At 53.1% G+C, this 23,568-nt stretch carries 20 protein-coding genes; 11 read left to right on the top strand and 9 right to left on the bottom strand.

The window, feature by feature from the left end; translation table 11 throughout:
• Positions 1-68 precede the first annotated feature (68 nt).
• The 9 genes from corC to EOS97_RS16975 all read left to right on the top strand — a co-directional run bounded on the left by corC (position 69) and on the right by EOS97_RS16975 (position 10,144).
• Positions 69-947 carry a CNNM family magnesium/cobalt transport protein CorC gene (gene corC / locus EOS97_RS17015; protein ID WP_023165951.1) on the top strand — a complete coding sequence of 293 codons (879 nt, stop codon included), beginning with the start codon at positions 69-71 and terminating at the stop codon, positions 945-947.
• A 19-nt stretch (positions 948-966) separates the two neighbouring features.
• Entirely contained in the window at positions 967-2,505 is a 1,539-nt protein-coding gene (lnt, locus tag EOS97_RS17010; protein WP_001575804.1) for an apolipoprotein N-acyltransferase, read from the top strand.
• A 354-nt stretch (positions 2,506-2,859) separates the two neighbouring features.
• On the top strand, positions 2,860-3,768 hold the full coding sequence (locus tag EOS97_RS17005) for an amino acid ABC transporter substrate-binding protein (protein WP_001518176.1): 909 nt from the start codon (positions 2,860-2,862) through the stop codon (positions 3,766-3,768).
• A gap of 159 nt (positions 3,769-3,927) precedes the next feature.
• Positions 3,928-4,668, top strand: coding sequence for a glutamate/aspartate ABC transporter permease GltJ (gene gltJ / locus EOS97_RS17000; protein ID WP_000020930.1), 741 nt, complete (start codon positions 3,928-3,930; stop codon positions 4,666-4,668).
• Entirely contained in the window at positions 4,668-5,342 is a 675-nt protein-coding gene (gltK, locus tag EOS97_RS16995; protein ID WP_000272795.1) for a glutamate/aspartate ABC transporter permease GltK, read from the top strand. The genes gltJ and gltK overlap by 1 nt, the downstream gene beginning before the upstream one ends.
• Positions 5,342-6,067: a glutamate/aspartate ABC transporter ATP-binding protein GltL gene (gltL, locus tag EOS97_RS16990; protein ID WP_000631369.1), complete on the top strand. Its 726-nt coding sequence runs from the start codon at positions 5,342-5,344 to the stop codon at positions 6,065-6,067. The genes gltK and gltL overlap by 1 nt, the downstream gene beginning before the upstream one ends.
• Before the next feature lie 116 nt (positions 6,068-6,183).
• A complete protein-coding gene (gene rihA / locus EOS97_RS16985; RefSeq protein WP_001207422.1) occupies positions 6,184-7,119 on the top strand; it encodes a pyrimidine-specific ribonucleoside hydrolase RihA in 936 nt (311 codons plus the stop codon).
• A 31-nt stretch (positions 7,120-7,150) separates the two neighbouring features.
• Positions 7,151-8,389 (top strand): hypothetical protein, encoded by a 1,239-nt coding sequence (locus tag EOS97_RS16980; RefSeq protein WP_000498883.1) that lies wholly within the window; start codon positions 7,151-7,153, stop codon positions 8,387-8,389.
• Positions 8,390-8,464: 75 nt separating this feature from the next.
• Positions 8,465-10,144 carry a molecular chaperone HscC gene (locus EOS97_RS16975; protein ID WP_000368026.1) on the top strand — a complete coding sequence of 560 codons (1,680 nt, stop codon included), beginning with the start codon at positions 8,465-8,467 and terminating at the stop codon, positions 10,142-10,144.
• Between the two features lie 21 nt (positions 10,145-10,165).
• On the opposite strand, the gene EOS97_RS16970 is transcribed toward EOS97_RS16975, so the two are convergent.
• The 4 genes from EOS97_RS16970 to EOS97_RS16955 are packed head-to-tail and all read right to left on the bottom strand — an operon-like array spanning position 10,166 to position 14,488.
• Positions 10,166-11,638 (bottom strand): J domain-containing protein, encoded by a 1,473-nt coding sequence (locus EOS97_RS16970; RefSeq protein WP_001017766.1) that lies wholly within the window; start codon positions 11,636-11,638, stop codon positions 10,166-10,168.
• Positions 11,635-12,339 (bottom strand): DUF1266 domain-containing protein, encoded by a 705-nt coding sequence (locus EOS97_RS16965; RefSeq protein WP_000356621.1) that lies wholly within the window; start codon positions 12,337-12,339, stop codon positions 11,635-11,637. The genes EOS97_RS16970 and EOS97_RS16965 overlap by 4 nt, the downstream gene beginning before the upstream one ends.
• Positions 12,340-12,350: 11 nt before the next feature.
• The gene (locus EOS97_RS16960; protein ID WP_000845194.1) at positions 12,351-13,784 is read right to left on the bottom strand and encodes a J domain-containing protein; all 1,434 of its coding nucleotides are present in this window, start codon (positions 13,782-13,784) and stop codon (positions 12,351-12,353) included.
• The gene (locus EOS97_RS16955) at positions 13,781-14,488 is read right to left on the bottom strand and encodes a DUF1266 domain-containing protein (RefSeq protein ID WP_001805626.1); all 708 of its coding nucleotides are present in this window, start codon (positions 14,486-14,488) and stop codon (positions 13,781-13,783) included. The genes EOS97_RS16960 and EOS97_RS16955 overlap by 4 nt, the downstream gene beginning before the upstream one ends.
• A 124-nt stretch (positions 14,489-14,612) precedes the next feature.
• On the opposite strand from EOS97_RS16955, the gene EOS97_RS16950 reads away from it, so the two are divergent.
• Positions 14,613-15,608: a tetratricopeptide repeat protein gene (locus EOS97_RS16950; RefSeq protein WP_001016632.1), complete on the top strand. Its 996-nt coding sequence runs from the start codon at positions 14,613-14,615 to the stop codon at positions 15,606-15,608.
• A 37-nt stretch (positions 15,609-15,645) separates the two neighbouring features.
• Here EOS97_RS16950 and EOS97_RS16945 read toward each other — a convergent pair whose 3' ends face one another.
• The 5 genes from EOS97_RS16945 to EOS97_RS16925 form a co-directional block, all read right to left on the bottom strand.
• Complete coding sequence (locus tag EOS97_RS16945; RefSeq protein WP_001044885.1) at positions 15,646-16,119, bottom strand: zinc ribbon-containing protein; 474 nt, start codon at positions 16,117-16,119, stop codon at positions 15,646-15,648.
• A gap of 92 nt (positions 16,120-16,211) precedes the next feature.
• Positions 16,212-18,140 carry a sigma-54-dependent Fis family transcriptional regulator gene (locus EOS97_RS16940; protein ID WP_001044183.1) on the bottom strand — a complete coding sequence of 643 codons (1,929 nt, stop codon included), beginning with the start codon at positions 18,138-18,140 and terminating at the stop codon, positions 16,212-16,214.
• A 67-nt stretch (positions 18,141-18,207) separates the two neighbouring features.
• A complete protein-coding gene (locus tag EOS97_RS16935) occupies positions 18,208-19,161 on the bottom strand; it encodes a 2-keto-3-deoxygluconate permease (RefSeq protein WP_000694480.1) in 954 nt (317 codons plus the stop codon).
• A gap of 49 nt (positions 19,162-19,210) precedes the next feature.
• Entirely contained in the window at positions 19,211-20,383 is a 1,173-nt protein-coding gene (locus EOS97_RS16930; protein WP_001670689.1) for a UxaA family hydrolase, read from the bottom strand.
• A gap of 16 nt (positions 20,384-20,399) precedes the next feature.
• Positions 20,400-20,741 (bottom strand): UxaA family hydrolase, encoded by a 342-nt coding sequence (locus tag EOS97_RS16925; RefSeq protein ID WP_001574029.1) that lies wholly within the window; start codon positions 20,739-20,741, stop codon positions 20,400-20,402.
• A 236-nt stretch (positions 20,742-20,977) separates the two neighbouring features.
• Here EOS97_RS16925 and leuS point away from each other — a divergent pair, with 236 nt between their 5' ends.
• A complete protein-coding gene (gene leuS, locus EOS97_RS16920; RefSeq protein ID WP_001157920.1) occupies positions 20,978-23,560 on the top strand; it encodes a leucine--tRNA ligase in 2,583 nt (860 codons plus the stop codon).
• Positions 23,561-23,568: the final 8 nt, after the last annotated feature.

Raw genomic sequence — 23,568 nt, 5'->3', positions numbered from 1 at the left:
ATGCCGTCACAGCTGAGTATACGCATGACGAGCTTTGTATTAACTAACATGAGAACCCATACGACGCCATGAGCGACGACAATTCACACAGTAGTGACACAGTAAACAGTAAAAAGGGATTTTTTTCCCTGCTACTCAGCCAGCTTTTCCACGGTGAACCTAAAAACCGCGATGAGTTGCTGGCGCTGATCCGTGATTCCGGGCAGAACGAGCTTATCGATGAAGATACGCGCGATATGCTCGAAGGCGTAATGGACATCGCCGACCAGCGCGTACGCGATATTATGATCCCGCGCTCCCAGATGATTACCCTGAAACGCAACCAGACGCTGGACGAATGTCTCGATGTTATCATCGAGTCCGCCCACTCGCGTTTTCCGGTGATCAGCGAAGATAAAGATCACATTGAAGGGATTCTGATGGCCAAAGATTTGCTGCCGTTTATGCGCAGCGATGCCGAAGCCTTCAGCATGGACAAAGTGTTACGCACCGCGGTTGTCGTACCGGAAAGCAAACGGGTTGACCGTATGCTCAAGGAGTTCCGCTCCCAGCGTTACCATATGGCCATCGTTATCGATGAGTTTGGCGGCGTTTCCGGCCTTGTGACTATCGAAGACATCCTCGAACTGATTGTCGGTGAAATTGAAGATGAGTATGACGAAGAAGACGATATCGACTTCCGTCAGCTTAGCCGCCATACCTGGACGATTCGCGCGCTGGCGTCGATTGAAGACTTCAATGACGCTTTCGGCACCCAATTCAGCGATGAAGAAGTCGATACCATCGGCGGACTGGTGATGCAGGCGTTCGGCCATTTACCGGCCCGCGGCGAAACCATTGACATTGATGGTTACCAGTTCAAAGTGGCGATGGCCGATAGTCGTCGCATTATTCAGGTGCATGTCAGGATCCCGGATGACTCGCCCCAGCCAAAACTGGACGAATAACAGCAATAGTGGACTAAAAATGGCATTTGCCTCGTTAATTGAACGCCAGCGTATTCGCCTGCTGCTGGCGTTATTATTCGGCGCCTGCGGAACACTGGCTTTCTCTCCGTATGACGTCTGGCCCGCAGCGATAGTGTCGCTTATCGGGCTGCAGGCCTTAACGTTTAATCGCCGCCCGCTCCAGTCTGCCGCTATCGGCTATTGCTGGGGACTCGGACTTTTCGGTAGCGGGATTAACTGGGTTTATGTCAGTATCGCGCAGTTTGGCGGCATGCCGGGCCCGGTTAACGTTTTTCTGGTGGTGCTGCTTGCAGCTTATCTCTCGCTGTATACCGGACTGTTTGCCGGGATTTTGTCGCGTCTGTGGCCAAAAACCAACTGGCTGCGCGTCGCTATCGCCGCGCCTGCAATATGGCAAATCACCGAATTTTTACGCGGCTGGGTGCTGACCGGCTTCCCCTGGCTGCAATTTGGCTATAGTCAGGTCGACGGCCCGCTAAAAGGCCTGGCGCCGGTAATGGGCGTAGAAGCGATCAACTTCCTGCTGATGATGGTCAGCGGCCTGTTAGCGCTGGCACTGGCGACGCGGAACTGGCGTCCGCTGGCTGTCGCCGTGATTCTGTTTGCTTTGCCCTTTCCGCTACGTTATATCCAGTGGTTTACGCTGGAACCGGCCAAAGCGACCCAGGTATCGCTGGTGCAGGGCGATATCCCGCAGTCGCTGAAGTGGGACGAAAACCAGCTACTGAATACGCTAAAAATTTATCTCAACGAAACCCGCCCAGAGTTAGGCAAATCACAGATTATTATCTGGCCTGAGTCGGCGATTCCGGATCTCGAAATCAATCAGCAGCCTTTCCTTCGTTCGCTGGACGAGATGTTACGCGAAAAAAATAGCACGCTGATCACCGGTATTGTCGATGCGCGTCTCAATAAACAGAATCGATACGACACCTACAATACGATTATTACGTTGGGCAAGGATAATCCATACAGTTATGACTCGCCCAATCGCTACAATAAAAATCACCTTGTACCCTTTGGCGAGTTCGTTCCGCTGGAGTCTATCCTGCGTCCGCTGGCGCCGTTCTTCGATCTGCCCATGTCCTCCTTTAGCCGCGGCCCTTATATCCAGCCGCAGTTACATGCGCACGACTATAAGCTGACGGCGGCAATCTGTTATGAAATTATTCTTGGCGAACAGGTGCGGGATAACTTCCGCCCGGACACCGACTATCTGCTGACGATTTCTAACGACGCCTGGTTTGGTAAGTCCATTGGCCCGTGGCAACATTTCCAGATGGCGCGGATGCGTTCGCTGGAGCTGGCGCGTCCGTTGCTGCGCAGTACTAATAACGGTATTACGGCGGTGATTGGCCCTCAGGGCGAGATTCAGGCGATGATCCCGCAGTTCACACGCCAGGTACTGACCACCAATGTCACGCCAACCACGGGTTTAACTCCCTATGCCCGTACCGGCAACTGGCCGCTATGGGTACTGACCGCGCTGTTTGCTTTTGGCGCGGTAGTGATGAGTCTGCGACAACGACGGAAATAATCTCTCCCCAGGCCGGATAGCGCTTCATTTATCCGGCCTGAAAATCCTCCTTTTTCCCTCATTCTGGCACGTCTATTGCTTTGTTAAACATGGCAAACCTGTTCTGGCTGCTTGTGCAACCGGGTCGCACCAAAATCGATCATCGGTAGCACCTGAACGGTGCAATGTAGGATTTTTGCCTCTGAACGGTGCGGCGCACTTCGCAAAAATAAACAATATCGCAGCAAAATATTTACAACAAGCCACACTAAATGTTAACAAACACACATAACACTGCACGCGCAAGTTGCAGGCAATAACAACATCACAATAGCTATCAATGCGTCGACGGCGCAGATGATAAAGGAGTTGGATATGCAATTACGTAAGCTAACCACAGCAATGCTGGTCATGGGACTGTCTGCGGGCCTTGCGCACGCAGAAGATGGCGCGCCTGCCGCTGGTAGCACCCTGGACAAGATCGCTAAAAATGGCGTGATCGTCGTCGGGCATCGCGAATCTTCTGTGCCCTTTTCTTATTACGACAACCAGCAGAAAGTGGTCGGCTATTCCCAGGACTACTCCAACGCCATTGTGGAAGCGGTAAAAAAGAAACTTAACAAGCCCGATCTGCAGGTGAAGCTGATCCCGATCACCTCGCAAAACCGTATTCCGCTGTTGCAAAACGGAACCTTCGATTTTGAATGTGGTTCAACGACTAACAACCTTGAGCGCCAGAAACAGGCCGCCTTCTCCGATACGATTTTCGTCGTCGGGACGCGACTGCTGACTAAAAAAGGCGGCGATATTAAAGATTTCCCGGATCTGAAAGGCAAAGCGGTCGTCGTCACCTCCGGGACGACCTCTGAAATTCTGCTGCATAAGCTTAACGAAGAGCAAAAGATGGGGATGCGTATTATTAGCGCGAAAGACCACGGTGACTCGTTCCGCACCCTGGAAAGCGGTCGCGCCGTCGCCTTTATGATGGATGACGCGCTGCTGGCCGGCGAGCGCGCCAAAGCCAAGAAACCGGATAACTGGGAGATTGTCGGTAAACCGCAGTCCCAGGAGGCCTACGGCTGTATGCTGCGTAAAAACGACCCTGAGTTTAAAAAGCTGATGGACGATACCATCGCCCAGGCGCAAACCTCCGGCGAAGCGGAAAAGTGGTTTGATAAGTGGTTTAAAAATCCGATCCCACCGAAAAACCTGAACATGAATTTCGAGTTGTCTGACGAGATGAAAGCCCTGTTCAAAGCACCGAATGATAAAGCGCTTAACTAACTAAAACTAAATGGGACGGGACTCCTGTCCTCTCGATTGTCGCTCAGCACGGACAGACTATAAGCCTGATGGTCGTTCCCCATCGGGCCTGAAGCCGCAAATCGCCGGGCAACAATCTTCGAGGGTAGCGCTGCTACCCTTTTTTTTCGGAGTAGATGTATGTCAATAGACTGGAACTGGGGTATTTTTTTACAGGAAGCCCCCTTCGGCAATACCACCTATCTCGGCTGGCTATGGAGTGGTTTTCAGGTCACCGTAGCCCTTTCGATTACCGCCTGGATTATCGCTTTCCTGGTAGGATCTATTTTCGGCATTTTACGTACCGTTCCCAACCGTTTCCTCTCCGGACTGGGTACGTTGTACGTAGAACTGTTCCGTAACGTGCCGCTGATCGTGCAATTCTTCACCTGGTACCTGGTGGTGCCTGAACTGTTGCCGGAAGATCTTGGCATGTGGTTTAAGGCGGAACTCGATCCCAATATTCAGTTTTTCCTCTCCTCAATGATCTGTCTGGGACTGTTTACCGCCGCCCGCGTTTGCGAACAGGTGCGCGCCGCGATTCAGTCTCTGCCTCGCGGGCAGAAGAACGCGGCGCTGGCGATGGGGCTAACGCTGCCGCAGGCTTATCGCTATGTCCTGCTGCCGAATGCCTATCGCGTTATCGTGCCGCCAATGACGTCAGAGATGATGAACCTGGTGAAAAACTCGGCTATTGCCTCAACCATCGGCCTGGTGGATATGGCGGCGCAGGCAGGCAAACTGTTGGATTACTCGGCGCACGCCTGGGAATCCTTCACCGCCATTACGCTGGCCTATGTGCTGATTAACGCCGTTATCATGCTGGTCATGAGCCTGGTTGAACGCAAAGTCCGCCTGCCGGGCAACGTGGGGAGCAAATAATGTACGAATTTGACTGGAGTTCGATTATCCCCTCACTGCCTTACCTACTGGCCGGGTTGGTCATCACGCTGAAGATCACCGTCACCGCCGTTATCGTGGGGATAGTCTGGGGAACCATTCTGGCCGTCATGCGCCTCTCAAGCTTTGCCCCTATCGCCTGGTTTGCTAAAGCGTATGTTAACGTTTTCCGTTCCATCCCGTTGGTGATGGTCTTGCTGTGGTTCTATCTGATTGTACCCGGCTTTCTGCAAAACGTGCTGGGACTATCGCCGAAAACCGATATCCGCCTGATCTCCGCGATGGTGGCATTCTCCATGTTTGAAGCGGCCTACTATTCCGAGATTATTCGCGCCGGTATTCAAAGTATTTCCCGCGGGCAGTCCAGCGCCGCGCTGGCGTTGGGGATGACCCACTGGCAGTCGATGAAGCTCATTATTCTGCCGCAGGCGTTTCGGGCGATGGTGCCGCTGTTGCTTACGCAGGGCATCGTGCTATTTCAGGACACCTCTTTAGTTTATGTACTCAGCCTGGCGGACTTCTTCCGCACCGCGTCGACTATCGGCGAGCGTGACGGTACTCAGGTCGAAATGATTCTGTTCGCCGGCGTCGTTTATTTTGTTATCAGCCTGAGCGCGTCGTTGCTGGTCAGCTATTTGAAGAAAAGGACAGTTTAATGATTACCCTGAAAAATGTTTCAAAATGGTATGGTCACTTTCAGGTGCTGACCGATTGTTCAACAGAAGTGAAAAAAGGTGAAGTGGTGGTAGTCTGCGGGCCATCGGGTTCCGGTAAATCCACGCTGATTAAGACCGTCAACGGTCTGGAACCGGTGCAAAAAGGCGAAATTACCGTTAACGGCATTATTGTGAACGACAAAAAAACCGATCTGGCGAAACTGCGTTCCCGCGTGGGTATGGTATTCCAGCACTTCGAGCTGTTTCCCCACCTGTCGATCATCGAAAACCTGACGCTGGCGCAGGTGAAAGTGCTGAAACGCGATAAGGCCGCCGCCCGCGATAAAGGCCTGAAGCTGCTGGAGCGCGTTGGCCTGTCTGCACATGCCAACAAGTTCCCGGCGCAGCTTTCCGGCGGTCAGCAGCAGCGTGTCGCCATCGCCCGTGCGCTGTGCATGGACCCCATTGCCATGTTATTCGATGAACCGACTTCCGCGCTCGATCCGGAAATGATCAACGAGGTACTGGACGTGATGGTCGAGCTGGCGAACGAAGGGATGACCATGATGGTGGTGACGCACGAAATGGGCTTTGCCCGTAAAGTGGCTAACCGGGTGATCTTTATGGATGAAGGTAAAATCGTCGAAGATTCGCCAAAAGAGGAGTTCTTCGCTAACCCCAGTTCCGATCGCGCAAAAGACTTCCTTGCGAAAATCCTGCACTAATCTTCCCGGCGCGCACGTCAGAGTGCGCGCTATCTCACGCTTTACCGCTTCGCTTCTCGAAACGTATCCAGCCGGGCGTTAACCTTGTCACAAAGTACCGCTTACAAGGAGCCACAATGGCACTGCCCATTATTATTGATTGCGATCCGGGTCATGATGACGCGATCGCCCTCGTTCTCGCCCTCGCCTCCCCTGAACTGGAAGTGAAAGCGATCACCTCTTCCGCCGGTAACCAGACGCCGGAGAAGACCCTGCGCAACGTGCTGCGGATGCTGACACTGCTCAAACGCCCGGATATTCCGGTGGCGGGCGGCGCGGTGAAACCTCTCATGCGCGAACTGATTATCGCCGATAACGTTCACGGCGAAAGCGGCCTCGACGGCCCGGCGCTGCCCGAGCCGTCATTCGCCCCGCAAAGCGGCACTGCCGTTGAGCTGATGGCAAAAACGCTGCGCGAGAGCGCACAACCGGTCACCATCGTCTCCACTGGCCCACAGACCAACGTGGCGCTGCTGCTGAATAGCCATCCGGAACTGCATACGAAAATCGCCCGCATTGTGATCATGGGCGGCGCGATGGCGCTGGGTAACTGGACGCCCGCTGCGGAATTTAATATTTACGTCGACCCGGAAGCGGCAGAAATTGTCTTCCAGTCAGGCATTCCGGTGGTGATGGCCGGGCTGGACGTCACCCATAAGGCGCAGATTCACGCTGCCGATATCGAACGCTTCCGTGCGATTGGCAACCCGATTTCCACCATCGTCGCCGAACTGCTGGACTTCTTTATGGAGTACCACAAAGACGAAAAATGGGGATTTGTCGGCGCGCCGCTGCACGACCCGTGCACCATCGCCTGGCTGCTGAAACCCGAGATTTTCACCACCGTTGAGCGTTGGGTTGGCGTGGAAACCCAGGGGAAATACACCCAGGGGATGACGGTGGTGGATTATTATTTCCTGACGGGGAATAAGCCGAATGCGACGGTGATGGTCGATGTAGACCGCCAGGGATTTGTCGATTTGCTGGCGGAACGGCTGCAATACTACGCATAAAGCGCAAAGTAGAATCCAGGGATGAACAGCGATGTTTTGGCGTAACAATAGACCTGAAATCAGCCTGCTACAGCACGACGTAGCCCATATAACGTTTTCAGTACGTAACGGAAAAGCATTGCTTCGTCCCTGCGTTATCCACGATCCCGACTCTGACGCCGGTATTCATACGCTCTCCTGGCATGGCTCGCCGCTGATTCGTTTTTACACTGAAGCCTGGTGCCCAACCTGCGCAGAATTTGTTTATGCCGGTTTTAGCAATGATGATGAAGGCGCCGCGCAGTTTTTATCCTCACTTGCCGAGTGGAATCAGCCAGGAGTCGGGTTGAACGAAGCATTTACCTCCCTGACGCCGCTGTTTTCACTCTTTGCCGATGGCTATTACCGGCTGGAAGAACGCGAACTTTATCCCACAGATGGCAACGGGCATTTTTTCTGGGCGGTGGGTAACGAAAAACAACCGAATCCCGCGACCACAGGGCAGTGGATTGCTGACGTGGACTATCACTACCAGTCCGGCGAACCCTGTTTTTTACTGCCAGGCCAGCCCCCATCGCGATTTAACCCACAACGCGCCGGGTATTACCGCGATAAGCCAGAGAGCCACGCGCTGGCCTGGTATATGAATGACAGCTGGCTTTGCGTCCTGCTTGATGGTCACCATAAAGCCACCGCCGCCGCGCTGGAAGGCCGGCCCGTGAAAACCTGGGTCATCAGCCAGCCGGTGGCGATGTCATGCTACGAGACGCGACAGCAATATCTGCGATTTTATGACGGCGCGCGCCTGGAAGAAGCCCAGTTTCAGCGCCGCATCCCCCTGAAAATACAGTACGAAAAACTACCGCCATCCCTTTGGGAGGATTACTTTACTCGCCATGACGGACGTTATACCCGCGTCAACTGGCCGAACGCATTGGCTAACTGCGCAACGCATTATCCCGATCTTGCGGCTTGTGCAGATATTATTGCCGCAGGCGATCTGAGCGAAGCCGGCCTCAATAAAATCATGGCGCAAGGGATCACCGAAGAGGGATTTCCCGCCGTACTGTTACGCGCGCTGTTTTATACCCATTCTCCCTTGTTGATTGATTTTGTCCGTTTTCTGACTCGCGCACCCGGTTATGCCTGCCACTACCCGCTGGCGTTTCGTTTACTGGCCCAAAAACGCACGCCACAAGCCGATGCTTTTTTCCTCGATTTCGCCATCAATGATGACGGCGAGCGCCCGGAGTTGACGAACATTATGGATGAATACTTTCGCCAGGCGTGACATTGATAAAGATCACCACGCCAGAGGGTGGTGTTCTTTATTCTATAAACTCTCTTTCCCGATAAATTAAACGCAATGGATAATGCAACGTTAGCGATTGGTATCGATCTCGGCACCACTAATAGTTTAATCGCCGTCTGGCAAGACGGAGCCGCACAATTAATACCTAATAAATTTGGTGAATATTTAACACCATCCATAATTAGTATGGATGAAAATAAACAAATTCTGGTGGGAAAACCTGCCGCAGCCCGTAAAACATCTCATCCAGATAAAACCGCTGCCTTATTTAAACGCGCAATGGGCAGTAATACTCACTGGCATTTGGGTGAAGAGTCGTTTAATGCGCCGGAATTATCTTCGCTGGTTTTACGCTCGCTGAAAGAAGATGCGGAAGACTACCTTCAGCAGCCAATCAAGGATGTCGTGATCTCGGTTCCGGCTTATTTCAGCGATGAGCAGCGTAAGCATACACGCCTTGCCGCTGAGCTTGCGGGGTTAAACGCCGTGCGCTTGATCAATGAACCCACGGCGGCGGCAATGGCTTATGGCCTGCATACGCAGCAAAATAGCCGTTCGCTGGTTTTCGATCTGGGGGGCGGAACCTTTGATGTGACCGTTCTGGAATACGCTACGCCGATTATCGAAGTTCACGCCTCCGCTGGCGATAACTACCTCGGCGGCGAAGATTTCACGCATTTGTTACTTGATGAAGTGCTGAAACGCTGGAATCTCGATAAATCAGCGCTGACGGATAGCGATCTGGCTGCGCTGTATGCCTGTGTTGAAGCCGCAAAATGCGCCAGCGGCTCCCCGCTGCGCATGAGCTGGCTTTATCAGGAGCGCGCGCTGGAAAGCACGTTTTATGACGATGAGCTGGAAGCCCTGTGGCTACCGTTGCTCAACCGGCTGCGCACGCCCATTGAGCAGGCGCTGCGCGATTCCCGACTCAAACCGGAGCAAATTGACAGCCTGGTGCTGGTCGGCGGCGCGTCACAGATGCCGCTGGTGCAACGCATCGCGGTGCGCTTATTCGGTAAATTGCCCTATCAAAGTTACGATCCCAGCACCATCGTGGCGCTTGGCGCCGCAACTCAGGCCGCCTGTCGCCTGCGCCATGAAGACGTTGAAGAAGTGATCCTCACGGATATCTGCCCCTACTCGCTGGGCGTAGAGGTCAACCGACAGGGCGTGCCTGGCATCTTCTCGCCCATCATTGAACGCAATACCACCGTTCCGGTGTCAAAAGTGGAAACGTACTCCACCATGCACCCTGAGCAGGACTCTATTTGCGTCAGGGTATACCAGGGCGAAAGCCATAAGGTGAAAAATAATATCCTGATCGATTCTTTTGACGTCATGCTGAAGCCGAACGGGCACATTCAGGCCATTGATATTCGTTTTAGCTACGATATTAATGGCCTGCTGGAAGTTGACGTGCTGCTGGAAGACGGCAAGAGTGAATCCAGAATCATCAGTCACAATGCCACCTCACTGACGACGCAGCAAATCGACGCCAGCCGCGAGCGCCTGCAGGCGCTGAAAATTTATCCCCGCGATATGCTAATTAACCGGACGTTTAAAGCGCAGTTAGAGGAACAGTGGTCACGCGCGCTAGGCGATGAGCGCGAAATGCTGGGGGAGATTATTACCGATTTCGACGCGGCGCTGCTGTCTAATGATATGCAGCGCGTCGATGACGTGCGCCGTCGTGCCTGCGAATATCTGGGTATTGACGAGCCGAAAGCGCCGTAACGGCGCTTTCACTGCCCCTGTTCAGAAAAAATGGAAGAATCGATTTAACGCGCAGACAATCAACGCGATCAAACCGACAATTTTCATGATTTTCATCACCCCGCCAGATTCCGCCTGACGGGGTGCTTCGGTTTTCGCTTCAGAAGACAATTTTTTCTCTTCTTTCTCAGCCGCCAGCCTGAGCTCTTCCGCCAGCTCCTTTTTGTCGCGAATATCGCCTGGCTTCATGGCGATTTTTGATGACAATGCCTGGGTTATCAGCGCCTCCAGCGGACAGGCTTGCCCCTCCTCCAGCCGGATCAGCAGGCGAAAAAAGGGCTTTTCTTTGGGAAACGCTTCCAGCACCACCTGCTCCGCCGTCCGGTACAGATCCAACAGCGGCGTTTCGGGTTCCCCCTGGGTACTCAGCCGTGAATTTGCCCACGCCATCGCTTTTCGCTTATAAAACAGGGAGTCAACAAATGAACGCCCCAGCGGTGATAACCTACCGCTGTGCAAAATGTCGGCCCACAGTAAACGCGTGCGCGCGCTTTCACCGGGCACATATTCGGCATCCGCCATACAGCGCGCTTCGACCGCCATCACCGCCAGCGGGAAGAAATCAGGCCGATGCTGGCGGCACCAGCCCAGCAACAGGTCGTCCGCCTGCGTGGAGGGGTAACGCTGCCAGAAATCGCAAAGATCGGCCAACAGGCTTTCTCCTTCGCCGCAGAGCAAACGCTGTTTGCAAAGGTAATAGTGCGCATCTTCGTTATCCGGCTCCGCGGCCTGCCAGCGACGAGCAATATCGACCAGTTCGGCCATGCCCCACTGCTCGGCGCTAAACCAGTGTAATAGTTTACGATGCAGCTGTTTATCATCGGGAATTATCCAGGCGCCCTGAACCTGCAGAGCGTCGGCAAAATGTTCGGGATAAAAGCGCCAGATACGCTCAAGCTTAAAAAAGTAGGCGTCAGTTTGGTCTTGAACAACAAGAGGCAATTTGGCCAGACTTAGCAGATCAAACGCATCGCCCCGCTTTACGGTCTCCAGAAATGCTTCCAGCTCTTCTCCCTCAGCATCATCGTCTGCTTCCTGCGGCTGCCAGTTCAGACGCTGCGCCAACAATGCCAGGCAAGACAGCGAGATCGTTTCCGTTTTCATGGCGATGTCGCACAACTGCCAGCGCAGCTTATCTATCTCATCCATTGAACACTGGTTCAATTGCTGAATAAATTTCTGCCATGCCGAGGGCTGAAAGCGATCGCGCTCTGATGCCAGCAATTCCCTGAACGCCACCAGTATTTCATGTTCGTCGCTCACCTCTTCCGTTTTTACATCCTCCGCAGGCGAGGCGGCCCAGTGCTGCGCTTCTTCATAGGCCTGGCGCAATCGCTTAAAACCCTGCGGATCGCTCTCAGGGTGGAATGAGGGCAACAGGGCAAGATAAGCCTGACGGATACATTCCAGATCGGTGGTGGGTTCAATGCCCAGGATTTCCCAACAGATATTCATAAATCGCTCACTCCTTTAAGCGTTTCCGGGCATGTCGGTTGTTCGTTGAGCGGACGCCACGGTAGCTGCGCATAATAACTCTCTGTCGTAGAGATCAGTTCATTAAACATCCGTGCGCCTGAAGCGTCGTACTTTAGGTGGGCGAAATATGCCTGCATGGCGTCCCCTTCGGCCTGCCAGTACAGCCGCCCCAACGAATAGGCGGCAAAATATTGCGTCCAGCCGTCGTAAAAATAGTGCGCCCGCGCATAGATACGCGATTGCAGCCACAGGCTTTCCTCTTCCGTCAGCCATTGATTCAACACCCCCATCCGGCATAAAAACCCCATACGCACATAGTCCCAGGCTTTAATGCCGCCGCGTCCGCAGCATAGTGCGGTTTCGGCAACAAATCGCGCATAAATCTGGCCCTGCTCGCCAAACTGCGCGGTAAATTCGCGCCATTGGCGAGGAGATAGCGTAAACCAGCGGATATAAAAGGGAGCCAAATCTGCCGCATGACCATCGTCCGTCATCCGATAGATGGTTTGAATAAGATCTTCACGGTTATCAATCCCCCATGAATCGGAGAGATCAAAGTGTGTTTTCCCGGTATACATTGCCGGGGAGAAGTGCGAAGGTTTCGCGCCAATGGCACGACTGTTTAGCACCTCCATCGGCGTGGAGAGCGCAAAAAGTAAATATTGTTCTTCCTTGTCCATATTCGATATCCCTAATGCATAAACTGGCGTAATACATGGCCGACAACGCCAATAAATAAAATGATTTTAATCATCTGCCAGAGGCCAAAGCCGCCGCCAGATTCCTCCGTACTCGGCGAAGTCACCGTCGTCACCGGTTCCTCATCTGCGACTACAGCTTCACACGGTGTGGCGACAGCCGCAGCCCGCCCCAGCAACCCGCGAATAACCAGCGCTTCCAACGGGCAGATATCCGGCGCATCAAGCTTCGTTACCAGACTCTGTAACAATGCCGCTGACGGCTCCTCGGCGCACGCCAGGCTATCCGCCACCTGATACAACAGCCAGTATGGATGCTGGCTATGCGCCTCACTCATCGCTGGCGCGCCATAATTCAAACGCCGCGCAATAAAACTTTCGCTTAGCGGCGATAATGCGCCGCTGTGCAGCGCCTCGGCCCACAGCAAGCAGGAACGGGCGCTGGAGCCGGGAATATAGAGCAGCTGTTCAGCGTTAATATCCACCTGCTCACGCCCCTCAACCGCCATCACCAGCAGCGGGAAAAAGTCAGGCCGATACTGGCGGCACCAGCGCAGCAACAGATCGTCAAGCTGGGTAGAAGGATGCGCCCACCACTGCGCGTAAAGTTCTGGCAGCAGGCTATCGCCTTCACCGCAGAATACGCGCTGGGCTAAGTAGTAATAACCCGGCGTCTGGCTATCGGGTTCGGCTTCCTGCCATGTCAGGGCGACGGGCAGCAGCTCCGCGACGCCAAGATGCAGGGTGCTGAACCAGCGTAACAAGCGTCGGTGAAAGCGCAGATCGTCCGGGACAATCCACGGGCCGTGCTGGGCCATAAGTTGGGCGAAATAGAGAGGATGCTCGAAAAAGGTGCTGTCCAGGGCATCATAAAACGCCAGAGTCTGATTCTGCACCTCCGGCGGTATATTGAGCAGTAGCGCATAGTCAAACATATCGCCGTGCTCAACATAGGACAGAAAATTATCCAGCCTTTCGCGATCCATCTCCTCATTGCAGTCCCGTTGCTCCCAGCTCAACCGCTGCGATAGCAGGTTCATACAACTATAGGAGACTGGAAACGTCTGCATCGCGATATCGCACAATAGCCAGCGCGCTTTTTCGGCCTGTGTAATCGATAATTTATTGATCTGTTGGATAAACTCCTGCCATGCCTGCGGCTGAAAGCGCCGTTCTTCATCCGCCAGCAAGTCACGGAAAATCTCCCCGAGATAATTCACCCACGGGGTATCGGGATCCTCATCAACCACCGTAATGGCGGGCGATGTTGTCCCCTGCAATGCATTCTCATAGGCTTCTCGCAATAGCTTAAAACCCTGCGGATCGGTTTCCGGATGAAATGACGGCAGCAGCGCCAGATAAGCCTGACGAATGGCGTCGGTATCCGTGGTGGCCTCAATACCAAGGACTTGCCAACAGGTTTTCATAGATCGCTCACCTCCTGAAGCGTGTCCGGGCATTCAGGGTAATGGGGCAGGTAGCGCCACGGCAGCGTGGCGTAAAAACTGTCTTTTCCGGCGATCAGCTTATTCATCATACGTCGCCCCGCGTCATCAAACTCCTTACGGGCGAATGTCTCGCGTAGCAGCGGTAGGTTATCGCCATTCCGTAACTGCCAGTACAAACGCCCGGTGTAATAAGCGCTGAAATACGGCAACCAGCCGGAATAATAGTTGAGCGCACGAAGCTGTATCCGCGACTGCAGCCACAGGCTCTCCTCTTCCGTCAGCCATTCATTGAGTACGCCCATGCGGCAGAGAAATCCCATCCGCACATAATCCCAGCTGCGAATACCGCCTTCACCGCAACACACGGCGGTATCAGCGACGAATCGGGCATAAATGCGATCTCCCTCGTCCAGCGTGTCGGTATACTCCTGCCACTCCTGCGGCGCATACCTAAACCAGAGGCGATATAGCCATTCCAGTTGTGTGGCATGACCGTCATCCGTCATGCGGGAAATGGTCTGAAGCAGTTTATCGCGATTTTCAATACCCCACGACGATTCAAGATCGAAACGTTTTATCCCTATATACATTTTCGGTGACGAATGTGAAGGTAAACAGTCCTCGTTCAATACTTCCATCGGCGAGGAAAGTGCAAAGAGTAAATATTGTGATTCTTTATCCATAATAAATCGCCAAAATATATTCACGCCACAAATAAAAACGCAATTGAAAACTAAAATAGAGTACAACAAAGCCAAATCGCAATATATTATTAATCTAAAAAACAATGGCGGGATAAATTAAAAAATGAATCATTCCATAACCAGTCATCCCTGCGACAACGTATCTTTAGCACAATTAACCGAACTGGCGCAGTCAGGAAATAGTGAAGCTCAATATATATTAGGCCGTTTATATAATGACGAACGTATAGATGGCAGCGAAGAGGATAAGCTCTCTTTTTATTGGCTACAGCAGGCGGCCGAGCAAGGACACTGCGAGGCGCAATATTGGCTCGGCTTAAGATATTCAGACACGCCTACCAGCATGAAAGATAATGCCAAAGCCTCATACTGGTTGGAAAAAGCAGCAAAGCAAGGGCATAAGCTTGCGCCTAACGACCTGGGGTGGGTCCTGGAAGGAGAAACAGGAAGTGAGCCAGATTACGCTCAGGCAGTATTCTGGTATTGCGTCGGTACGGAACGCGGGCACAGCTATGCGCAAAATAATCTCGGCAAAATGTATGAAGGAGGTGACGGTGTTGAGAAGAATCATCAACTGGCCTTTTATTGGTACAAACAGGCGGCCTTACAAGGTGACGCTACCGCCCAGGAGAATCTGGCAGATATGTATTGGGACGGTCGCGGCACGACAAAAAACCTACTCCTGGCTACCTTATGGTATTTGAGAAGTGCGCTACAGGATGAAGTCCATTCCCAATTCCAGCTTGGCTGCGCGTATAGCGAAGGGGAAGGCGTTAAGCAGGATTATCAGCAGGCAATGCACTGGTATCAACAAGCTGCGGCGCAGGGAGATAGCAATGCTTACGTTAATATCGGCTGGATGTACAAACAAGGACACGGTGTCGAGCGTGACGATGAAGAAGCACTTAGCTGGTTTCATCGGGCGGCGGAAGCTGGCAACGTTACCGCATGGTATAACCTGGGTTTTATGTACCGCGACGGGCGCGGTACCGCAGTGGATGTGAAGCAGGCGCTCTACTGGTTCCAGAAAGTGCAGCCCACGGGCAAATGGAACGTCGACGAAGAGATCCGCAAACTGGAAGCCCAACTGCACGCTTAACATGGCGGACGGCACCGTCCGCTCACGATAATGAACCTTACGGCTCAAACGGCCTGCGCTGGAACTGATCGTGCCCACACTTCGGGCAGAGCGGCAGCACATCCGGCGTGTAAACCGCCAGATGATAGTGGCATTTCTCGCACACCAGATTCCCCAACCCCACCACTTCGCCACTGTGATACACGCCGTGGTGATTCAAATCCTGGAAGACTTCACGCCATTCCAGCTGGGTTTTGTCGGTAATATCCGCCAGTTCCTGCCAGAGACTCTCTTTAATCACCCGCAAGAAGACGCTATCTTCCTGGCTCTCTTCGTAGCTCATGGCGAACTCTTCCAGATCGCGTCTGACAGCGCGCGTCAGTTCGTCCACCTCGGTTCGCGTTAACTCCCCTGTTTGCATCACGCGCTGGCGCGCCTGCTCCACCAGCGCATCAATGTCGCGCTCGCCATTGCGTAAACGCTCGCTTAATGAGGCCACCAGTTCACGGTAATATTGAGCAACCTTGTTCATCACTTCACCTCTTGGATCGTTAACTGCCTATAATAATAGACGTTATTTGCGTTACGCTTTGCAAGGCTGCCCACAGAGTCTGTAAATTCTTGTCAGGCCGACTCACGTATCCAGCGCGTCAGCGAGGTACGATCGACATTTAACCGTTTCGCCACTAACGATTTATTATCCCTTTCCGCCTCTAATAATTTTCTCAAAATACGCAGGCGAATCGTTTTATAATCGCCAGCCAGCATCTGGCAGTCGTGGCAGGTAGTTGGCTCGCGTCGGCTCCCCTCTTCCAGATCGTCCAGCAAGAGGCGACCCTCATCCAGCGTTGCCGGGGAGTGATCAATAGAGAGTACCAGCCGTTCGATAATATTGCTTAACTGCCTGACGTTTCCGGGCCAGGCGAAGCGCTGAAGCTCTTGCCACAGCGCCGGGGTTAACGTTAGTGCCGGGCGTTTATAATGCTGGCTGAAACTAGTAAGCAGCGACAGGCCGATGGCTTTGATATCCTCCGGACGTTTGCGTAGCGGGATGGTGGTCACTTTTAATACGTTAAGCCGATAGTAAAGATCTTCGCGAAATGTCCCGTCCGCAATGAGCTTCGTTAACGTCTGATTGGTCGCCGCAATCACGCGAATATCAACAGGTATCATCTGGTCTGAGCCCAGCCGCATAATCTGCCGCTCCTGCAATACCCGTAATAAGCGCGTCTGTAGCGGTTTATCCAGTTCGCTAATCTCATCCAGAAAAATGGTACCGTGGTGCGCTAATTCAAACAGGCCTATTTTGCCTTTCGGCGACGCGCCGGTAAATGCGCCGGCGACATAGCCAAAGAGTTCGCTCTCCAGAATCTGAGGGGCCATCGCACCGCAGTTAATGGCGACAAACGGGCCGTTGACGCGTTGGCTGGCATTATGAATACTTTGCGCCAGCACCTCTTTTCCCGTCCCGCTTTCGCCATTAATTAAGATAGTCGCGTCCGTACCGGCATAATTTTTAATGATCGCCAGACGACGCAGCATTTCCGGGTTTTCTGTAAGCAGATCGTCGAAATGATAGCGGGCGCTCAAGCCACGGCGAGACAGTTCCTGGCGGCGAACATGATGTTCCACCCCCTGTAAACTGGAGACGGTTTGCATCGTCAACACTACCCGGCTTAACTGTCTGGCCGCAAATACCGGATACAGATTAACCACCATCGCGCCTTGCGGCGTATCGACGACTTTCGCGCTGACGGTTTTTCCCTCGCGTAATGTATGCCGCTCCTGGTGCAATACCTGTTTCAGGAAAGATGCGTCATAAATTTCACCGGAGGCGTTAATTTTAAAAAGTTGGCTCGCATATTTATTATAATGCAGTAACGCGCCGGTATCATCAAGCGTGATAACAGCTTTATCAAACTGATCGAGAATCAGCTGCAGATGATGACGCTCGAGTAATTGGCTGCGAAAAGCCAGATATAATGAGCGGGCTTCTTCCAGAGCTTCGGTTATTGAGGCGGGGCTGGAATCAAGTAAACGGAATTGCGAGCCCAGCGGTGAAAAATAATCCTGACAAACGGTATCGCCAACAATGCAATCTAATGGCGTGGACGCTAATTGCCGCTTCAGGCAAGAAATCGTTTCTTTATCATTTCCCTGTAAGGTAAAAATTTTATAGTTAATATTTAACTGTTCCGCTACGCGCGCGCATCCTTTGATCACACTGGAAAAGCCGACAATACCGACAGTGCCTTTTTGTCCTTTAAAAGGGATAAGCGCATCAAGAATGTCGTAGCCGGACATTTTAATTTCGACTACCGGTAATTTACTGTGCTTTTTTAATATTTCCGCACAGCCGCCACGACTAATCAGTACCTGGTGCCCACGGGACTCTAATAAAGGTAGCTCATCCAGGATACGATTAAGCGTCGTTTGATGAATAGTGACGGCGTAATCCAACTGCGCGACCAGCGCCTCGGCAGCCTTTGCCAGTTGCGGATAAGGAGAGACAAAACAGAGAGGAGATGCGGCTATATCTTTCGTCTTATTCATCACTCACCATCCTGTTGGTTTATAAACGGGCGAGACCGCCCGTCGTGATTTATTTTCCGCCGAAACGCTAACCGCCTGCGGCGGCTGGGTTCAGTTTACGATCGTAGCGTTTTTTTATCCATACGGTCAGGAAGGGGGCGCACAGAGCGGTAATAATCGTCGAGGCCGCCACCTGCGCCGCCGCCGTCGACGCCAGGTCAGTAAAATGCGGATCGAGCAGCGCGATTGCCGCTGGCGTCGCGACGGCGTTGCCAGAGGTGGTGGATACCGCCGCGCCTGCCACGCCGCTGCCTCCCGTCACACGATCGGCGAAAATATTAAAAAATCCGCCAATCGCCACCGTCATGAGTCCCAGTAAAATGCCTGAAGAACCTGCCGTGATAAGTCTTGCGAAATCAATACCGTATCCTAACCCAAAGGCAAAAAAGGGAATCGTTACCACGCTGCCCTGTTTAAGAAACTTGCGCATGTCCTCATCCAGATTACCCAAAATCATGCCAATGATAATGGGAATAATAACCGCCACCAGATTCATAAAGGGTATCGACACCATGCCTGCCGACCCTAACGCCAGCATGGTGAAAAAGGGACCATCGTTCAACGATATTACCGCAATCGCGCCGCCGTCGGTTTCATCGCCGTACTCCCCCACCAACGCGGCATATAACCCACTGTTTGAGTTGGTCATCGCCGAAATAATCGCTAAAGCCGACAGACCTAATAACCCATCCGGGCCGCAAAATTTCCCGACCAGAATGCCAATAATCACGCCGCTGGCAAATTTCGCAAAGGTGATCGCAGCGCCTTTTTTCAACGCTTTCGGCGCGGCTTTAAACTGGATATCCGCGCCCATACAGACTAAAAACATGCCTAAAATCGCCATTGCGCCATGCGAAATAGAGGTGACAAAACCGCCTATTTCCAGCGCCTCCGGCGCAAAAGTTTTAAACAATGCGCCGATGATCAGCGGTACAACCATCATACCACCAGGAAAACGTTCCAGTGTTTTTTTAATTTTCATAGCTTATTCCCAGGAGATAACCGGACAGCTGGTGCTGCCCGATTTGGTATCAGAACGTCGGCGCGATCTTATAAATAGAGAATTCGTTATGACCTAAATCTTCTGATTTAGTCGTTTTCCCATTCGCGACACGTAAAATTTCCTGATAAATTTCCTCGCCCATTTGTGTAATAGAAGCCTCGCCAGACATAATGGCGGACACATCAATATCAATATTGTCCTGCATCATTTCCCACGTTGCTTTATTACCCGTAATTTTTATTACCGGCGCTATTGGGTTACCGGCAGGCGTTCCGCGACCCGTAGTAAAAATAACGATCTGCGCTCCACCCGCCACCATGCCGGAAATAGATTCAATATCCTGCCCCGGGGTATCCATAATCCACAGGCCCGGATGCGTTGGACTATCGGCATATTCCAGTACGCCCTGTAGTGGCGCATGACCCGCTTTATGCATACAACCTAACGATTTTTCTTCAATGGTAGTCAGCCCGCCTTTAATATTGCCCGGCGTCGGCTGTCCCCCGCGAATATCCTCGCCCAGCGCTTTTGCTCGCGCCTCGCAGCCGACCACTAAATCAATGAGCTGTTGACCAACCTCCGGCGTCACCGCGCGTTTCGCCATCACATGCTCGGCGCCAATAAATTCCGTCGTTTCAGAAAGAATTGAGCTTCCGCCGCAGCGTATCAGCTTATCCGAGGCGACCCCGCAGGAAGGGTTAGACGCCAGCCCCGATGTCGTATCTGACCCGCCGCACTCCATCGCCAGCAGCAGCTCGCTAACCGGTGCTTGCTGCGGTTTTTGCATGGAGAGTTGTTGCGCATAGTCGCGGGCCAGCGAAATCCCCCTGGCCTGACATTTAAGCGTGCCGCCCTCTTCCTGAATGGTGATGCAGGAGGTCGGTTTGCCAAATGCGGTAATCTCTTCTGCGATGCGCAGCGGCTCCGCGCCTTCACAGCCTAAGCCCACAACCACAATAGCGCCGACGTTGGGATTATTCGCCACATTAATCAATGTTTTTTCCGTCAGACGCGCATCGCCTGCCACCTGGCAGCAGCCAAAATCGTTATTCACCCATGTCGCGCCTTTTACCTGCCGGGCAATATCCTGGGCGACTTTATTCGCACAAACGCTGGTAGGTAAAATCAGTACATAATTACGGATGCCAAAACGGCCGTCAGGGCGGCGGAAACCCAAAAAAGTCTCATTGCTCATAATCATTTTCCCTTGTTTTATATTATTTCCAGTCACCACGTCCGCGTTCGCTTTCCACATTGTGGACGTGCACATAGTCGCCACTTTTTATTTCCTGAGTGGCGCGGCCAATGGATTCGCCATATTTATAAACTTCGCCATGAAAAGGCACATCGCAGATGGCGAATTTGTGGCCAAATGGCACATCCTGATGTAACACAACGCTTATCTCGCGTTCGCCAATGAACATTGTGGCGGTTTCGCCGGCCTTGAGCGCCGTAATAGCCGTCGCGACGCAATCCTGAGGGTGAATCACCACTGCATTTTTTTTCACGATTAACTCCTTTGCTTTAGTCCTGTCTTCCCTAATCAAAAGGCGTGCCATTTTTTAACTACATGGTTTATATGACTTTATTTTTATGGGCCGATCTGGCGGTGACAGGAACTGCGGTAATTTGCCTCAGTCGTGTCGCATTTTGCGTCACCTCCTCATGAACGCCTGGCGCGACAAATGTTCTACCCCCTGTTTTGACGTGCGTGTTTGGGCTATGCTATGCGGATCTAAACACCACCTCTAAAGCTACATTTGTAGCTGTATCGAAAACAGGACTACTGGCTGCCATGCAAGAGCAATACCGCCCGGAAGAGATAGAATCCAAAGTACAGCTTCACTGGGATGAGAAGCGCACATTTGAAGTGACCGAAGACGAGAGCAAAGAGAAGTATTACTGCCTGTCGATGCTTCCCTATCCTTCTGGCCGACTACACATGGGCCACGTACGTAACTACACCATCGGCGACGTGGTTGCCCGCTACCAGCGTATGCTGGGCAAAAACGTGCTGCAGCCAATCGGCTGGGACGCCTTCGGCCTGCCGGCGGAAGGCGCGGCGGTGAAGAACAACACCGCGCCGGCGCCGTGGACGTACGACAACATCGCGTACATGAAAAACCAGCTCAAAACGCTGGGTTTTGGCTATGACTGGAGCCGTGAAATCGCGACCTGCACCCCGGAATACTACCGTTGGGAACAGAAATTCTTCACCGAGCTGTATAAAAAAGGCCTGGTGTACAAGAAGACTTCTGCCGTTAACTGGTGCCCGAACGATCAGACCGTTCTCGCCAACGAACAGGTGATCGACGGCTGCTGCTGGCGTTGCGACACCAAAGTTGAGCGTAAAGAGATCCCACAGTGGTTTATCAAAATCACCGCTTACGCAGACGAGCTGTTGCGCGATCTGGATAAGCTGGACCACTGGCCTGATACCGTAAAAACGATGCAGCGCAACTGGATTGGCCGCTCTGAAGGCGTGGAAATAACCTTCGATGTGAAGGGCTACGATAACACCCTGACCGTCTATACCACCCGTCCGGATACCTTTATGGGCGCCACTTACCTGGCGGTGGCCGCCGGTCATCCGCTGGCGCAAAAAGCGGCGGCGAACAACGCCGAGCTGGCGGCGTTCATCGACGAATGCCGTAACACCAAAGTGGCCGAAGCCGAAATGGCGACCATGGAGAAAAAAGGCGTCGACACCGGCTATAAAGCGATTCATCCGTTAACTGGCGAAGAGATCCCGGTCTGGGCGGCAAACTTTGTCCTGATGGAGTACGGCACTGGCGCGGTGATGGCCGTTCCGGGTCACGATCAGCGCGACTACGAATTTGCCTCCAAATACGGTTTGACCATCAAGCCGGTGATTCTGGCCGCTGACGGTTCCGAGCCGGATCTTTCCGAACAGGCGCTGACCGAGAAAGGCGTGCTGTTTAACTCCGGCGAGTTCGACGGCCTGGCCTTTGAATCGGCGTTTAACGCCATTGCCGATAAACTGGCGGAAAAAGGCGTCGGCGAACGTAAAGTGAACTACCGTCTGCGTGACTGGGGCGTTTCCCGTCAGCGTTACTGGGGCGCGCCGATCCCGATGGTCACCCTGGAAGACGGCACCGTGCTGCCGACGCCGGAAGATCAACTGCCGGTTATTTTGCCGGAAGACGTCGTCATGGACGGCATCACCAGCCCGATCAAGGCCGATCCTGAGTGGGCGAAAACTACCGTTAACGGTATGCCGGCGCTGCGTGAAACCGACACCTTCGACACCTTTATGGAATCGTCATGGTACTACGCGCGTTACACCTGCCCGCAGTATCAGGAAGGAATGCTGGATTCGAAAGCGGCAAACTACTGGCTGCCAGTCGACATCTACATCGGCGGTATTGAACATGCCATCATGCACCTGCTCTACTTCCGCTTCTTCCATAAGCTGATGCGCGATGCGGGCATGGTCACCTCTGACGAGCCGGCTAAGCAGTTGCTGTGTCAGGGCATGGTGCTGGCGGATGCGTTCTATTATGTCGGCGAGAACGGCGAACGTAACTGGGTTTCGCCAGTTGACGCTATCGTCGAGCGCGATGAAAAAGGCCGCATCGTCAAAGCAAAAGACGCAGCGGGTCATGAGCTGGTCTACACTGGCATGAGTAAAATGTCCAAGTCGAAAAATAACGGTATCGACCCGCAGGTAATGGTTGAACGTTATGGCGCGGACACGGTACGCCTGTTTATGATGTTCGCTTCTCCGGCGGATATGACTCTGGAATGGCAGGAGTCCGGCGTAGAAGGCGCAAACCGCTTTATTAAACGCGTCTGGAAGCTGGTTTACGAACACACCGCTAAAGGTCCTGTCGCGGCGCTGAACGTCGATGCGCTGAGCGAAGATCAAAAAGCGCTGCGTCGCGATGTGCATAAAACCATTGCCAAAGTGACCGATGATATCGGCCGCCGTCAGACGTTCAACACCGCCATTGCGGCGATCATGGAGTTGATGAACAAACTGGCGAAAGCCCCGCAGGAAGGCGAACAAGACCGCGCACTGCTTCAGGAAGCGCTGCAGGCCGTCGTGCGTATGCTTAACCCGTTCACCCCGCACGTCTGCTTTACCTTGTGGCAGGAACTGGGCGGCGAAGGCGATATCGACAACGCGCCGTGGCCGGTTGCCGACGAGCAGGCAATGGTGGAAAACACCACGCTGGTTGTCGTGCAGGTTAACGGTAAAGTTCGCGGGAAAATCACCGTACCGGTGGATGCTACCGAAGAACAGGTGCGTGAACGTGCAGGCCAGGAACATCTGGTGGCAAAATATCTTGATGGCGTTACCGTGCGTAAAGTGATTTACGTTCCGGGTAAACTCCTCAATCTGGTTGTTGGCTAAGCGCGGGA

Source organism: Salmonella sp. SSDFZ54, from assembly GCF_004010735.1.
In the GTDB taxonomy this organism is placed as follows: Bacteria; Pseudomonadota; Gammaproteobacteria; order Enterobacterales; family Enterobacteriaceae; genus Salmonella; species Salmonella enterica.
Note: the sequence above shows the minus strand (reverse complement) of the source record. Positions and strands in the feature narration are given on the sequence as shown.